This window comes from Haemophilus sp. SZY H56 (assembly GCF_054332415.1).
On sequence record NZ_JBTGNX010000010.1, the window covers coordinates 76,633 to 92,528 of the forward strand.

The 15,896-nt window shown below is 41.0% G+C and carries 15 protein-coding genes; 10 read left to right on the plus strand and 5 right to left on the minus strand.

What is annotated here, in order from left to right; genetic code table 11:
• The first annotated feature begins 5 nt into the window (after positions 1-5).
• Both purU and aroA read left to right on the plus strand, forming a co-directional pair.
• Positions 6-842, plus strand: coding sequence for a formyltetrahydrofolate deformylase (gene purU, locus ACXVWP_RS08455; RefSeq protein WP_128787450.1), 837 nt, complete (start codon positions 6-8; stop codon positions 840-842).
• Entirely contained in the window at positions 842-2,140 is a 1,299-nt protein-coding gene (aroA, locus tag ACXVWP_RS08460) for a 3-phosphoshikimate 1-carboxyvinyltransferase (RefSeq protein ID WP_128787451.1), read from the plus strand. The genes purU and aroA overlap by 1 nt, the downstream gene beginning before the upstream one ends.
• A gap of 44 nt (positions 2,141-2,184) precedes the next feature.
• Here the strand turns inward: aroA and folE are convergent, their stop codons facing one another.
• Complete coding sequence (gene folE, locus ACXVWP_RS08465; protein WP_128787452.1) at positions 2,185-2,835, minus strand: GTP cyclohydrolase I FolE; 651 nt, start codon at positions 2,833-2,835, stop codon at positions 2,185-2,187.
• 154 nt (positions 2,836-2,989) lie between these two features.
• On the opposite strand from folE, the gene moeA reads away from it, so the two are divergent.
• From moeA to yedF, 4 genes are all read left to right on the plus strand, one after another.
• Entirely contained in the window at positions 2,990-4,207 is a 1,218-nt protein-coding gene (gene moeA / locus ACXVWP_RS08470; RefSeq protein WP_297569253.1) for a molybdopterin molybdotransferase MoeA, read from the plus strand.
• On the plus strand, positions 4,207-4,929 hold the full coding sequence (moeB, locus tag ACXVWP_RS08475; protein WP_297569250.1) for a molybdopterin-synthase adenylyltransferase MoeB: 723 nt from the start codon (positions 4,207-4,209) through the stop codon (positions 4,927-4,929). Before moeA ends, moeB begins: the two co-directional genes overlap by 1 nt.
• 233 nt (positions 4,930-5,162) lie before the next feature.
• Complete coding sequence (yedE, locus tag ACXVWP_RS08480) at positions 5,163-6,386, plus strand: selenium metabolism membrane protein YedE/FdhT (protein WP_297569247.1); 1,224 nt, start codon at positions 5,163-5,165, stop codon at positions 6,384-6,386.
• A gap of 41 nt (positions 6,387-6,427) precedes the next feature.
• Positions 6,428-6,697, plus strand: a complete 270-nt coding sequence (yedF, locus tag ACXVWP_RS08485) for a sulfurtransferase-like selenium metabolism protein YedF (protein WP_289902047.1) — start codon at positions 6,428-6,430, stop codon at positions 6,695-6,697.
• A 59-nt stretch (positions 6,698-6,756) separates the two neighbouring features.
• Here yedF and pntB read toward each other — a convergent pair whose 3' ends face one another.
• The 4 genes from pntB to rsmI form a co-directional block, all read right to left on the minus strand.
• Positions 6,757-8,136 carry a Re/Si-specific NAD(P)(+) transhydrogenase subunit beta gene (pntB, locus tag ACXVWP_RS08490; RefSeq protein WP_289902046.1) on the minus strand — a complete coding sequence of 460 codons (1,380 nt, stop codon included), beginning with the start codon at positions 8,134-8,136 and terminating at the stop codon, positions 6,757-6,759.
• 10 nt (positions 8,137-8,146) lie between these two features.
• Positions 8,147-9,688, minus strand: a complete 1,542-nt coding sequence (pntA, locus tag ACXVWP_RS08495; RefSeq protein WP_054418819.1) for a Re/Si-specific NAD(P)(+) transhydrogenase subunit alpha — start codon at positions 9,686-9,688, stop codon at positions 8,147-8,149.
• A gap of 303 nt (positions 9,689-9,991) precedes the next feature.
• Complete coding sequence (tldD, locus tag ACXVWP_RS08500; RefSeq protein ID WP_297569243.1) at positions 9,992-11,440, minus strand: metalloprotease TldD; 1,449 nt, start codon at positions 11,438-11,440, stop codon at positions 9,992-9,994.
• An 81-nt stretch (positions 11,441-11,521) separates the two neighbouring features.
• Entirely contained in the window at positions 11,522-12,370 is an 849-nt protein-coding gene (rsmI, locus tag ACXVWP_RS08505; protein WP_289902044.1) for a 16S rRNA (cytidine(1402)-2'-O)-methyltransferase, read from the minus strand.
• Positions 12,371-12,439: 69 nt separating this feature from the next.
• Here rsmI and ACXVWP_RS08510 point away from each other — a divergent pair, with 69 nt between their 5' ends.
• The 4 genes from ACXVWP_RS08510 to dolP all read left to right on the plus strand — a co-directional run bounded on the left by ACXVWP_RS08510 (position 12,440) and on the right by dolP (position 15,787).
• Positions 12,440-14,161 (plus strand): penicillin-binding protein activator, encoded by a 1,722-nt coding sequence (locus tag ACXVWP_RS08510; protein WP_289902043.1) that lies wholly within the window; start codon positions 12,440-12,442, stop codon positions 14,159-14,161.
• A gap of 3 nt (positions 14,162-14,164) precedes the next feature.
• The gene (locus tag ACXVWP_RS08515; RefSeq protein ID WP_289902042.1) at positions 14,165-14,524 is read left to right on the plus strand and encodes a YraN family protein; all 360 of its coding nucleotides are present in this window, start codon (positions 14,165-14,167) and stop codon (positions 14,522-14,524) included.
• Positions 14,525-14,536: 12 nt separating this feature from the next.
• Positions 14,537-15,121: a D-sedoheptulose-7-phosphate isomerase gene (locus ACXVWP_RS08520; protein ID WP_289902041.1), complete on the plus strand. Its 585-nt coding sequence runs from the start codon at positions 14,537-14,539 to the stop codon at positions 15,119-15,121.
• Between the two features lie 84 nt (positions 15,122-15,205).
• Complete coding sequence (gene dolP / locus ACXVWP_RS08525; protein WP_458473356.1) at positions 15,206-15,787, plus strand: division/outer membrane stress-associated lipid-binding lipoprotein; 582 nt, start codon at positions 15,206-15,208, stop codon at positions 15,785-15,787.
• The last annotated feature ends 109 nt before the right edge of the window (positions 15,788-15,896 follow it).

Below are 15,896 nucleotides of genomic sequence, written 5' to 3' on the forward strand. Positions count from 1 at the left end.
TCATTATGTTAGAAAAGAAAATATTACTGACCGACTGTCCAGATGACAAAGGCTTAATCGCTAAAATCACCAATATTTGTTACAAACATCAATTAAATATCCTACACAATAATGAGTTTGTTGATTTTGAAACAAAGCATTTCTTTATGCGTACCGAATTAGAAGGGATTTTTAATGAAGACACCTTGCTAGCTGATTTAGATTATAGTTTGCCGAAAGGGACAAACTGTCGGCTAATCAGTGCAAAACGTAAACGTATCGTAATTTTAGTGACTAAAGAAGCGCACTGTTTAGGTGATATTTTAATGAAAAATTACTACGGTGCATTAGATGTAGAAATTGCGGCAGTAATTGGAAATCACGATAATTTACGCGAATTAGTTGAACGCTTTGATATTCCATTCCATTGTGTCAGTCATGAAGGGCTCACTCGTGTGGAACACGATAAATTACTCGCTGAAAAAATTGATGAATATGCACCTGATTATATTGTGTTAGCTAAATATATGCGTGTATTAAATCCAGAATTCGTGGCGCGTTATCCCAATCGCGTCATCAATATTCACCATTCATTCTTACCCGCATTTATTGGAGCAAAACCCTATCAACAAGCCTATGAACGTGGCGTAAAAATTATTGGTGCAACGGCTCACTTTATTAATAATGAATTAGATCAAGGTCCGATCATTATGCAAAATGTAATAAATGTGGATCACACTTACTCTGCCGATGCCATGATGCGTGCAGGCCGTGATGTGGAAAAAACCGTATTAAGCCGTGCGCTTGATCTTGCCTTACATGATCGTATTTTTGTGTATAAAAATAAAACGGTGGTCTTGTAATGAAAGCAATCACTTTAGAGCCAATTTCTCGCATTGAAGGTGAGATCAACTTACCTGGCTCGAAAAGTTTATCAAACCGTGCATTATTATTAGCAGCATTAGCTAAAGGCACCACAACGGTCACTAACTTGTTAGACAGTGATGACATTCGTCATATGTTAAATGCCCTTAAATCTTTAGGGGTGAATTACCAACTATCCGAAGACAAAACTTGCTGTGAAGTTGAAGGCTTAGGTGGCGCATTTCAGGTTGAAAATGGCTTGTCGCTGTTTCTAGGCAATGCTGGCACCGCTATGCGACCTTTAACCGCTGCGCTTTGTTTAAAAGGCGATACAGAAGGCGAAGTTATTTTGACTGGTGAGCCCCGTATGAAAGAGCGTCCAATCAAACATTTGGTTGATGCACTTCTTCAAGCAGGCGCCAATGTTCGTTATTTAGAAAATGACGGTTACCCACCAGTTGCAATTCGTAATCAAGGGATTAAAGGTGGCATGATTAAAATTGACGGTTCAATTTCTTCTCAATTTTTGACCGCACTTTTAATGACTGCGCCTCTTGCTGAAGGCGATTTAGATATCCATATTGTGGGTGATTTAGTTTCAAAACCTTATATTGATATTACCCTCGCGATGATGAAAGATTTTGGTGTTTCGGTTGAAAATCAACATTATCAAGTGTTTAAGGTGAAAGGTAACCAATCCTATGTTTCACCTGGCAAATACATGGTCGAAGGTGATGCCTCATCTGCCTCTTATTTCTTTGCCGCTGCCGCGATTAAAGGCAACGTAAAAGTGACGGGAATTGGCAAACATTCCATTCAAGGCGACCGCCTATTTGCTGACGTGCTAGAAAAAATGGGCGCTAAAATCACTTGGGGTGAAGATTTTATTCAAGCAGAACAAGCTGAACTCCACGGCATTGATATGGATATGAACCACATTCCTGATGCGGCTATGACGATTGCCACAACCGCTTTATTTGCCAAGGGTGAAACCGTTATTCGCAACATTTATAACTGGCGTGTGAAAGAGACCGATCGCCTTTCAGCTATGGCTGCCGAGTTACGAAAAGTCGGTGCAGAGGTTGAAGAAGGTGAAGATTTTATTCGAATTCAACCGCTTCCCCTTTCTCAATTTAAACATGCCGAAATTGAGACTTATAACGATCACCGTATGGCAATGTGCTTTGCGTTGATTGCTTTATCGGATACCCCCGTCACGATTTTAGATCCAAAATGTACGGCTAAAACCTTCCCAACATTCTTCGATGAATTTGAGAAATTAAGTGTTCGAAGCTAAAAACATAAAAAAGCACCGAATGCTCGGTGCTTTTTTCGTTATTTCTAAATAGAAGATAAAAATTCTTTTCGAGTTTCGCGATCTTCTAAAAAGACCCCGCCATAGGCTGATGTCACGGTATAACTGTGGGTATCTTTTACTCCGCGAGCTTTCACACAGAAATGTGTTGCTTTCACATAAACGGCCACATCATCAGTTTCTAAAATGGTTTGAAATGCCGTTAAAAGCTGTTCAGTTAAACGCTCTTGTACTTGTGGGCGTTGCGCAAAAAACGCCACAATGCGATTGATTTTAGACAAGCCAATCACCCAATCTTTTGGATAATATGCGACAGCAACATTGCCATCAATTGTCACAAAATGATGCTCGCAAGTACTGGTCAAGGTGATGTCATTCACTTGCACCATTTCGCTCACTTTCATTTGGTTTTTGATTTTCGTCATTTTCGGGAAATTGGCATAATCCATTCCACTGAAAATTTCATCAATAAACATTTTGGCTAAGCGATTTGGCGTTTCTTCTAAACTATCATCATGCAGATCTAATCCAATCAATTCCATCACTTCACGCATATGCGAAGCAATCGCCGCACGGCGCTCATCTTTACATTGAGTCGGATCAATCATTGGTGTTTCGATGCCTTTGGCTACCAAGGCTCGGCGGACACTTTCCGCATCAGGTGAAATCGCGTTCATTTACTTTCCATTTATAAAAAATATTGTGTTATTTTAACAAAAGATGAATTATTCGTAAAATGCGAAAAATCACCCTAATTTATTAATTTCCTTCATATTGTATTTCGGGCTACAATATATCCACGTTTATTTTGCTCAACCCAAAGGATTGATTATGTTGCCACTTGAAGATGCCTTGGCGCAAATGCTCAACCAACTTCCCTTCCCAACAAAAACTGAAACACTGGCTTTAACTGAAGCTGCAGATCGTATCTGTGCGGAAGATGTGATTTCTCCGATTAACGTGCCTTCTTTTGATAACTCTGCGATGGATGGCTATGCAGTTCGTTTAGCCGATTTACAGCAATCCATGACGCTTTCTGTCGCAGGAAAATCCTTTGCGGGTAATCCATTTCAAGGGGAATGGGTAGCTCAAAGTGCGGTCAGAATTATGACGGGGGCGATGATTCCTGAAGGTGCTGATGCGATAGTTATGCAAGAAGATGTCACCGTCAATGAAGATGGTTCTGTTACCTTTGCAGCATTACCTAAAGCGAATCAGAATATTCGCCGTATTGGTGAAGATGTGAAAAAAGGTGATGTGGTATTACATCAAGGGGATGAGTTAAATGCCGTTTCTTTACCTTTACTCGCGTCATTAGGCATCGCTGAAGTGAAAGCTTACCCTCGCTTAAAAGTGGCCGTGCTTTCAACGGGTGATGAATTAGTGCCTGTCGGCCAACCATTACAAGCGGGACAAATCTACGATACCAACCGTTTCACCGTCAAATTAATGCTAGAAAAATTAAATTGTGATGTGCTCGATTTTGGTATTCTGCCAGATAACCAAGCAGAATTTGAAGCGGCCTTTGTGAAAGCACAAGCTCAGGCCGATCTTGTCATCACGAGTGGTGGTGTTTCGGTGGGGGAAGCTGACTTTACGAAAACCGTGTTAGAAAAAGTGGGCCAAGTGAATTTCTGGAAAATTGCGATGAAACCCGGCAAGCCATTTGCTTTCGGTAAGTTAGAAAATGCTTGGTTCTGCGGTTTACCTGGCAATCCCGTTTCTGCATTAGTGACATTCTATCAATTAGTGCAACCGGCTATTGCCAAATTAAGCGGTAAAAAACACCCGAAAAAACAACCGCACTTTCAAGCGATTGCTCAAACCAATTTGAAAAAAGCACCAGGTCGTTTAGATTTCCAACGCGGTTTCTATCAAATCAATGAAAATGGTCAACTTGAAGTGCAACCGGTGGGTTTCCAAGGCTCGCATTTATTCAGTTCTTTTGTGAAAAGTAACTGTTTTATTCGTTTAGAAAAAGATCGTAGTAATGTGGCAGCTGGCGAAATCGTCACCATTGAACCGTTTAATCACCTATTGGGGCAATAATGGCTGAATTAAGCTACGAAGAAGAACTGCGTTATAACCGCCAAATCATCTTAAAAGCGGTTGATTTTGACGGACAAGAAAAGCTGAAAGACAGCCGAATGTTAATTGTCGGTCTAGGCGGTTTAGGCTGTGCGGCAAGTCAATATCTTGCAGCGGCTGGCGTGGGTCATTTAACCTTATTGGATTTTGACACCGTATCGCTTTCTAATTTGCAACGTCAGGTGTTGCATACGGATAGCCGATTGAATATGCCTAAAGTGGAATCGGCAAAAATCGCATTACAACAGATTAATCCACACGTCGAAATTGAAACCATCAATGCACAACTTTCCGAAGAAAAACTCGCGAAAATCATACCGCACTTTGATGTGATATTAGATTGTACCGATAACGTGGATATTCGTAATATGTTAGATCGTGGTTGCGAACAAGCGAAGATCCCGCTTGTTTCCGGTGCTGCGATCCGTTTAGAAGGACAGGTTTCCGTCTTTACTTATGAACCCAATACCCCAACCTATCGCCAGCTTAGTCAGCTCTTTGGGCAAAATGTTTTAAGCTGTGTAGAAGCTGGCGTACTGGCGCCAATCGTGGGGATTGTGGGTTCAATTCAAGCCTTAGAAGCCATCAAAGTGCGGTTAAAAATCGGTTCAAATTTATGTGGACGCTTATTGTTAATCGATGGATTAACCATGCGTGTACGAGAAATGAAATTGCCCGTTTAAGTTTTCTCTTAACATTTAGACAGACAGTAAGTCTGTCTAAATCCTAAATTACCCACAAATAATTATCCCTCCCCTCGTGCATTAACAAAAAACAAATGCTATTATCTTGCTCGACAATTCATTTGTCTTATATCGCAAGTTTTGTGTATAGGAAAATGGCAGACACTTCAAAAATCTCTTCATTTTATACCGCACTTGCAAATCATCATTTCAATTTAAGGATTTATTCACTCATGAAAGAGATTTTGCAGCAATTCAAACAAAATTATCTGATCAAATACTGGAATCCTGTCGCGGCAGTTATTGCAGCCGGACTCATTTCAGCTTATTACTTTGGGGTAACGGGCACTTATTGGGCGGTTACTGGGGAATTTACCCGTTGGGGCGGTCATGCTTTGCAAGCGCTAGGCGTCGATGTGTCCGACTGGAGCTATTATAAAATTATCGGCATGCAAGGCACGATCTTCACCCGTATTGATGGTGTGATGATTTTAGGTATGTTTGCGGGGTGTATTTCTGCTGCACTTTGGGCAAACAACGTAAAATGGCGTAATCAACCACACAAACGTCGTATTGTCCAAGCCCTTATTGGTGGTGCATTAGCGGGGTTTGGTGCTCGTTTAGCGATGGGTTGTAACCTTGCCTCTCTCTTCACCGGTATTCCACAATTTTCGGTTCACGCTTGGTTCTTCACTATTGCAACTGCTGTAGGTACTTATGCAGGGGTAAAAGTGACCTTACTACCGATGTTTCGCGTGAAATTAGAATTGAAAAAAGGTGCAGCAAAATTACAAGAAACAGACCCGAAACAAGCTAATCGTCGTTTCTGGATTGGTATGGTTGTCTTTTTTGCCTATCTTATCGCTTCCCTTTATGTGATGACAAACTCCGTCAAACTTGGCTTTGCAATGCTTTGCGGTTTAGCTTTCGGCTTATTAATTGAACGTGCTCAAATCTGCTTTACTTCTGCTTTCCGTGATTTATGGGTAACAGGTCGTGCTTATATGGCAAAAGCGATTATCTTCGGTATTATCGTAGGTACACTTGGCGTATTCAGCTATATTCAATTAGGCGTACCAGCCAAAATCATGTGGGCAGGCCCAAATGCCATTATCGGTGGTTTATTATTCGGTTTCGGTATTGTGTTAGCGGGCGGATGTGAAACCGGTTGGATGTATCGCTCAATGGAAGGTCAAGTTCACTTTATGTGGGTGGGCGTGGGTAATGTTATCGGTTCAACTTATTTAGCCTATGCATGGGACGATCTTGCACCAGTGCTCGCATTAGATTACGAAAAACTTAACTTATTGAAATCCTTTGGCCCTGTTGGCGGTTTATTAGTGAATTATGGCTTGCTTATTCTTTGCTTAATCGCTGTCATTTGGTGGGAACATCACTTCTTGAAAAAGGCTAAAGCAAAAATTGCGGCAGCAAATCCACAAGCTTGTGGTTGCTAATTAAATATTAACGAATTCCTTCAAAAAAAGAGGACATTATTATGGCATTTATCGTTGTTCAAAAATTAGATAAAGATCCGAAAGACATCACCCCAGATTACACGTTAGATACGCTAGGTGAACCTTGCCCGTATCCAGCAATCGTGATGCTCGAAACCATGCCTCAATTACAAAAAGGCGAAATCTTAGAACTATTAAGCGACTGTGCTCAATCTATCAACAACATTCCTGTTGATACTAAAAACCACGGCTACACTCTATTAAGAGTAGAACAAGATGGCACCAAATTACGCTATTTGATTCAACGTTAATGTAAAAAAACCGCACTTTAATCTCTCAAAGTGCGGCCTGTTTTACTTCAGTTTTTTTCTTATTTGTTTAATGCTGTAAGAATGTCATCAACACGTTCTTTTGCATCACCAAAGAGCATTTGAGTGTTTTCTTTGAAGAATAATGGGTTTTGAACGCCCGCGTATCCCACCGCCATAGAGCGTTTGAATACGATAACGTTTTGTGCTTTCCATACTTCTAACACTGGCATACCTGCGATTGGGCTGTTTGGATCTTCCATCGCTGCTGGGTTTACGGTGTCGTTTGCACCGATAACTAATACCACATCAGTATCCGCGAAATCATCATTGATTTCATCCATTTCAAGCACGATGTCATAAGGCACTTTCGCTTCGGCTAAAAGTACGTTCATATGACCCGGTAAACGACCTGCAACAGGGTGAATACCAAAACGCACGTTAATACCACGCTCACGCAATTTCGCCGTAAGTTCAGCCACTGGATATTGCGCTTGTGCTACCGCCATACCATATCCTGGCGTGATGATCACAGAGCTTGCATTTTTGAGTAATTCAGCCACTTCTTCTGCGGTTGTTTCACGGTATTCGCCTTGTTCTTCATCAGAAGATACTTGAACATCATTACCAAAACCACCAGCGATAACGCTGATAAATGAGCGGTTCATCGCTTTACACATAATGTAAGAAAGAATCGCACCAGAAGAACCCACTAATGCACCGGTGACGATAAGCAAGTCATTGCTTAGCATGAAACCTGCTGCAGCCGCTGCCCAACCAGAGTATGAGTTAAGCATTGAAACCACAACCGGCATATCCGCACCACCGATAGATGCCACTAAGTGCCAGCCGAATGCAAGTGCAATCGCGGTCATGAGTAACACTGGGAAGATATTATCTGGGTTGTTTAAGAAAGCGACCATCAATAAAGCAGAAACTACTAACGCCGCTAAATTTAATTTATGGCGATGTGGCAACATTAATGCTTTTGAATTGATTTTGCCGCTTAATTTACCGAATGCTACGATAGAACCCGTGAATGTTACCGCACCGATAAAGATCCCTAAGAATACTTCAACGTTATGGATATTCATTAACACAGGATCGGTTTCGTGTGTTAAGCCGTAACTGTTAAAGCCTACAAGCACGGCTGCTAAACCTACAAAACTGTGAAGGATCGCAACGAGTTCAGGCATTTCAGTCATTTCAACTTTTAATGCACGTTGAACACCAATCACGCCACCGATGATCATCGCAATAATGATCCATAATGTACCTTCAGATTGCGGGCCGAAAATGGTTGCAATAAGGGCAATTGTCATACCGACAATACCATACCAACAACCAGCTTTTGCCGTTTCATGTTTAGAAAGACCGGCTAAGCTCATAATGAAAAGTAATGCAGCGATAATATAGGCTGCTTGTACTAAACCTTCAGACATCGTCTTCTCCTTAACCTTTTCTAAACATCGCCAACATACGTTGGGTTACACGGAAACCACCAAAGATGTTGATGCTTGCCACCAAGATTGCCACAAAGGCTAATGCATCAATAAAGAAGTTGCCTGTTGGTTGTCTAATTTGCAGTAATGCACCCACAATGATGATACCTGAAATCGCATTGGTTACCGCCATAAGTGGGGTGTGTAAAGCGTGGCTGACGTTCCAAACCACGTAGTAACCGACTACACAAGCCAATACGAATACGGTGAAGTGAGAAAGAAATGCCGCTGGCGCCACAGATGCAAGCCAGAGGAATAACACACCTACACCCGCCATCACACCATATTTGATGCGAGGATCCGCCGGTTTTTCTTCCTCTTTTTTAACCGCACTTTGTGCCGCTTTCGCTTCTTGTTTTGGTTGTGCTGACACTTGGATTTGTGCTGGTGGAATTTCTTCCCCATCACGTACCACAGTCACACCGCGTAATACCACATCTTCAAAATCGATATTGATCTTGCCGTCTTTTTCTTTACAAAGTAGTTTTAATAAATTAACTAAGTTTGTACCGTAAAGTTGGGAAGATTGTGTTGGTAAACGACTTGGGAAATCGGTATAACCAATGATTTTCACTTGGTTTTCAGTGGTGACGACTTTTCCTGCTTCAGTGTAAGCACAGTTACCGCCTGTTGCAGCCGCTAGATCCACCACCACAGAACCTGGTTTCATGGAATCAACCATTTCTTTTGTGATTAAGCGAGGGGCTGGTTTACCTGGAATTGCTGCAGTGGTAATAATGATATCCACTTCTTTCGCTTGTTCCGCATAAAGCTCCATCGCACGACGGTTAAATTCTTCTGACATCACTTTCGCGTAACCATCGCCACTACCGCCTTCTTCTTTGAAATCAATTTCTAAGAAAGACGCGCCCATACTTTGTACTTGTTCTTTTACTTCAGGACGAGAGTCAAAAGCACGTACAATCGCACCAAGGCTATTCGCAGCACCAATCGCCGCTAGACCTGCAACACCCGCACCAATGACTAACACTTTTGCCGGGGGTACTTTACCTGCTGCAGTAATTTGTCCAGTGAAGAAACTACCAAATTCATGAGCTGCTTCAATCACCGCACGATAACCAGAAATATTCGCCATAGAGCTTAATGCATCAAGCGCTTGCGCACGGGAAATACGTGGCACAGAATCCATCGCTAATACATTAATTTTTTTCGACGTGAGTTTTTTCATTAAATCCGGATTTTGTGCGCGCCAAATGAAGCTCACAAGTGTTGCACCTTCCTTCATTTGATCAATTTCTGCATCCGTTGGTGGATTCACTTTAAAAATCACATCCGAATGCCACACTTCTGAACTTGAGCCAATTTTTGCGCCGGCGTCGATAAATGCTTGGTCTTCAAAACTTGCTTTGAATCCCGCATCGTGTTCTACGATGACGTCAAAGCCCAGTTTTAAGATCTGCTGAACCGTTTTTGGCGTCGCCGCCACACGATTTTCGCTATCAAGCAGTTCTCTAGGTACACCAATTAACATAAATGTTTCCCTCTAGTTGATAAAATTTCAGACAAGCTCACGCCTGTCTCTACCTCTTAAATGACAAAAAGTCATGCACGGTAAATGTACCACTTATTGGGATTGTTTGGGGAAATTTTTAACTGGTTTTACAAGATATTGTGATAGGGATCACAAAAGGATTGAAATAGAAATATGGTACGCTTAGTTTCTCACATAACTCAATGATTATTCATCAAAAATCGATTGATAAAAATACCTAAAAAATTGACCGCACTTAAATGGAGGAATAAAAAGCCCGACATGGTTTATCGGGCTGTATGTTTAATTGGTTCCACCAACGGTGATTTCATCTATTTTCAAGGCGGGCTGACCAACGCCGACTGGCACACTTTGGCCATCTTTGCCACATACACCGATACCAAGATCTAAGTCTGTTTTATCTGCGACCATAGACACCTTTTGCATCACATCAATACCGCTACCAATTAATGTAGCGCCCTTAACCGGTTTGGTGATTTTACCTTTTTCGATCAGATAAGCTTCAGAAGTCGAGAACACAAATTTACCCGAAGTGATATCCACTTGCCCACCACCGAAGTGCGGTGCATAAATACCACGATCCACAGAGGCTACTAAATCCTCAAATTTGCTTTGCCCCGCCAACATATAGGTATTTGTCATTCGCGGCATTGGTAAATGTGCATAAGACTCACGACGACCATTTCCTGTTGGTTTCACACCCATTAATCGAGCGTTGAGTTTATCTTGCATATAGCCTTGCAAAATCCCGTCTTTGATTAAAACGTTACATTGACTAGGCACACCTTCATCATCAATGGTTAAAGAACCACGGCGGTTTTGCAATGTGCCATCATCCACAATTGTGCATAATGGCGACGTCACTAACTCACCAATTTTTCCTGTAAATAGAGAGCTTTCTTTGCGGTTGAAATCCCCTTCTAAACCATGCCCTACTGCTTCATGAAGCAATACGCCAGGCCAACCTGCCCCCAATACCACAGGCATTAATCCTGCTGGTGCAGCGACCGCACTCAAATTCACAAGGGCTTGACGAACCGCTTCTTTGGCAAAATTAACGGCACGAATATCCCCATTTACCACGTCAAAGAACCAATCTAAGCCAAAGCGTCCACCTGAACCGCAACTACCACGCTCACGTTTGCCATCTTCTTCCACGAGAACCGAAATAGATAAACGCACAAGCGGGCGAATATCTGCAGCAAGAGTGCCATCCGTTGCGACCACTAACACTTCTTCATAAATTGAGCTTAATGCTGCGGAAACATGCGTAACACGAGGATCTTCAGATCGAGCTGTATGATCCACTAAGTATAATAACTCGATCTTTTTCTCTTTACTTAAACTTTCTAACGGGTTAATCGCCGCATAACGCTGAACCGCATTCACCGCATTAAATGCCTGAGGCGAAATTAAATTACCTTCTTTAATTTGTGCAATGCCTTTTACAGCTTCAGCACATTGTTGTAATGAGGCTAAATTGATTTGATCAGAATACGCAAAGCCTGTTTTTTCACCCGAAACGGCGCGCACACCAACACCGCGATCAATATGAAAGCCACCTTCTTTAATAATGCTGTCTTCTAATACCCAGCTTTCATCTTGGCTTAATTGAAAATAAAGATCCGCATAATCAATATGACGATGCGACATTACATCAAAAATATTAAGCAATGATTGATGCGATAAATTGCTTGGTGCAAGTAAGGTATCTGAAACCTGTTTTAACATTTGTTCTCCGAAATTTATAAAAATTAATTCAGCCAAATCTCTCCTATCCCCTCTTTGCTAAAGAGGGAGATAGTTTTTTGACTAATCTAAATTATCTAATCCAAATTGGTATAAGGCATTTTTCTTATAACCATAAAGTTCTGCTACAATCGCCGCAGCCTTTTTTAAAGGGAGTTCTTTGGCAATCAAAGTGAGTGCTTTAATTGCTTGTGGTGAAAATTCTTCGCTATCTTCTAATTTGGGTTTGCCTTCCAAGATTAACACCATCTCACCTTTTGTGCGATTCGGATCTTCACTTAACCATTGACGAAGATCACTTAATTTATCCCCTGCAATGGTTTCCCACGTTTTCGTAATTTCACGTGCAAGCACAACATAACGATCACCACCTAATACATCTTGCATATCGGCAAGGGTATCTAAAATGCGATGCGTTGATTCATAGAAAATTAAAGTGCGGTCTTCTTCTGCGACGTTTTCTAACTTATCTTTACGTGCCTTAGTTTTCGCAGGTAAAAAACCTTCAAAGCAAAAACGATCTGACGCAATGCCTGATGCACATAATGCAGTAATCGCTGCACAAGCACCTGGTAGTGGCACTACTTTAATGCCCGCTTCACGACATTGACGCACTAAATGAAAACCTGGATCGCTAATTAAGGGGGTTCCTGCATCGGAAATTAATGCAATATTGATACCTTGTTTTAGCTTTTCTACCAACACATGTGCTTTTTCTTGTTCATTGTGATCATGCAAGGCAAAAAAAGGCTTTTTGATACCATAATGACTGAGCAATAAACCACTGTGGCGCGTGTCTTCCGCAGCAATTAAATCTACATGCGAAAAGGTCTCTAAAGCACGTTGCGTAATATCTTGTAAATTCCCGATTGGCGTAGCGACAATATATAAAATTCCGGTTAAATCATTCATTTTTGTTTGCTTTTACATTGTGAGATAAGTAAGATCGCCCATTATTGATTTATTCATTATGGAGCGAATATGTCTATTCTATTACAAGGCGGTCGTTTTAAAAAACGTTTAATGCCGATTTTATTGTCTGTTGCATTAGCAGGTTGTTCTAACTTATTCGATAGCAGCTTTACCCAAACATTACAACGTGATGCCAATGCAAGTTCTGAATTTTATATGAATAAATTAGGACAAGCACAAGATAAAGAAGATCAACAAACTTACAAACTCTTAGCGGCACGTGTATTAATTACTGAAAATAAAGTACCCCAAGCGGAAGAGCTATTAACGGAGTTAGTTGACTTAAACGAAGCGCAACAATTAGACCGTACGTTAGTTGAAGCGAGTATCTCTGCGGCGAAAGGCGCTAATGAGATGGCTGAAAGTCAATTACGTGCGCTTGATCTTACGAAATTAAGTCCATCACAAAAATCCCGTTATTACGAAACCTTTGCGCAAACTGCAGAAAATCGTAAAGATGTGATTGAAGCGGTGAAAGCACGCATCAAAATGGATGAAAACTTAACAGATATACAACGTCGTAAAAATAATGTCGATAAGACTTGGGCATTACTCCACTCTGCTAATACAGGGGTCATTAATAATGCCTCAGATGAAGGCAGCGTAGCACTCGGGGGGTGGCTCACTTTAATTAAAGCCTATAATGACAACATTCGTCAGCCAGTACAATTAAGTCAAGCGCTACAAAGCTGGAAATCCGCTTATCCAAGTCACGTTGCAGCTACTTTTTTCCCTAAAGAGCTAGAAAGCTTATTAAATTTCCAACAAACAAATTTAGCTCAAATTGGGTTAATCTTACCCTTAAGTGGAGATGGACAAATTTTAGGTACAACGATTCAATCAGGTTTCAATAATGCCAAAGGTGACTCAACTATCCCAGTGCAGGTCTTTGACTCATCAACCACACCAATTAACGAAATTATTGTACAAGCTAAAAACGCTGGCATTAAAGCATTAGTCGGACCATTGCTCAAACAGAATGTGGATACGATTATTTCAAATCCTACAGAAGTGCAAGGTATAGATGTGTTAGCATTAAATGCGACACCGAATGTGCGCACAATTAACCAAATGTGTTATTACGGTTTATCTCCAGAGGATGAAGCGGAATCGGCTGCAAATAAAATGTGGCAAGATGGTATTCGCCAGCCCATCGTTGCGATGCCACAAAATGATTTAGGACAACGTGTTGGTAATGCGTTCAATGTACGTTGGCAACGTTTAGCGGGTACAGATGCGAATATTCGCTACTATAACTTACCAGCTGATATTACCTATTTCTTCCAAGGTGCTTCACAAGATACAGCTGGGCTTTATGTCGTGTCATCGCCAGATGAATTAGCAGAAATTAAAGGTTACTTAGATACCAGCAATCCGAATGTTCGCATTTATGCAAGTTCTCGTTCAAATGCGGCAAGCAATACTGCGGAATACTATGCAAAAATGAATGGCGTTCAATTTAGTGATATTCCGTTCTTTAAACAAAATGATTCTTCACAATACCAAAAAGTAGCGGGTTCAACCGGTGGTGAGTTCCAATTAATGCGTTTATATGCAATGGGTGCTGATGCATGGTTGCTCATCAATCACTTTAACGAATTACGCCAAGTACCGGGTTATACCTTAAGCGGTTTAACTGGGCAGCTTAATGCCGATTCAAACTGCAATATAAATCGTGATATGACATGGTATCAAGTACAAGATGGTCACGTAGTTACAGTTGCAAACTAATCTATGTTTTCATTAAAACGCCAACAAGGGGCGGGCTTTGAACATCAAGCCCGCCTTTTCTTAGAAACCAAAGGCCTTAAATTCATCGCGGCGAATCAATATTTCAAATGCGGTGAATTAGATCTTATTATGCAAGACGGTCAAACGATTGTTTTTGTTGAGGTACGTCAACGATCCAGTTCGACATTTGGATCCGCTGTTGAAAGCGTGGATTGGCAAAAGCAACAAAAATGGCTAAATTCCGCAAATTTATGGCTAGCCAAACGTAACCTAAGCCTTGAAGATGCGGATTGTCGTTTTGATCTTATCGCCTTTGGAAAAACCGCCAGTGATATCCAATGGATTCCTAATTTTCTCGATTAACCTTTTCCGATTATGTTACAAAAAGTTAAAGATATTTATAGCGAAAGTATTCAGATTCAAATCTCTGCTTCGAGTCTATTATCAGAAAATATTGCAACTGCCACACAAATGGTCATGCAATGTTTGTTAAGTGGTCATAAAGTGATTGCCTGTGGTGTCGCTCGCTCTTATGCGAATGCACAATTCTTAGTATCAAATTTGCTTAATCGTTATGATTTTGAGCGCCCTAGCCTGCCATCCGTACATCTTAGCCTTGAAAGTGCGGTCGGTTCTTCACTGGTTTTTGATCAACCTATTGATCAACTGTATCAGCATCAATTCAACGCTATCGCGAAGCCTGGCGATTTATTGATTGCCTTTGCGCCGCTTGGAACAGAAAAAGCGGTACTGAATACGATTGCGAATGCCGTCAACAAAGAAATTCAGGTCATTGCCTTAACCGGTGCAAACAATGATGCGATTCAAGGTGTGTTAGCTGAAGCTGATTTAGAAATCTCTATTCCCGCGACGAAAGAAGCACGGATTTTGGAAAATCATTTATTTGTTATTAATGCTCTTTGTGAGCTTGTTGATAACACGCTTTTCCCAAGAGCTTGACATTAAAGGCTTTTCCAACCAAACTATTTCTAAAATTAATTGACTAACTAGTTAACTCACTCATTTATAAAAAGGAGATTAATAATGAAATTAACCCCATTAAAAAAACTCGCCTTCGTACTTGGTGCATCGATTATGTTACAAGGCTGTGTGGCTGCTGTACTTGGTGGCGCAGCTGCTGGTGCTAAAGTTGCAACGGATCCTCGCACAATGGGGACGCAAGTCGATGATGAAACGTTAGAAATAAAAGTTGAAAATGCATTAGATAAAGATGCACAAATTAAATCAGAAGGTCGTGTACATGCCGTTTCTTATAGTGGTCGTGTATTATTGATTGGTCAAGTGCCGAGTGAAGGCGTGAAAGAAACCGCAACCAGTCTTGCAAAAGGCGTGGACGGCGTGAATGACGTCTATAATGAATTACGTGTGGGCAATAAAATTAACTTTGGTCAAATTACTAAAGACAGCTGGATTACCACACAAATTAAATCAAAACTCTTTGTTGGCGATAATGTAAAAGCAACAGATGTGAAAGTGATCACCGAAAATGGTGAAGTATTCTTACTCGGAAACGTCACTCAATCACAAGGTGACTCAGCGGCAGAAATTGCAAGTAAAGTGTCTGGTGTTCAAAAAGTCGTCAAAGCATTTAAATACTTGAATTAATTAAATTTTTAAACTTTAAAGTGCGGTCAAAATGATCTGCACCCCAAAAGTTGGACTCAACAAACCAACAATTGAGGTGCAGATTTTTTATGGGTAAACACTACACAAT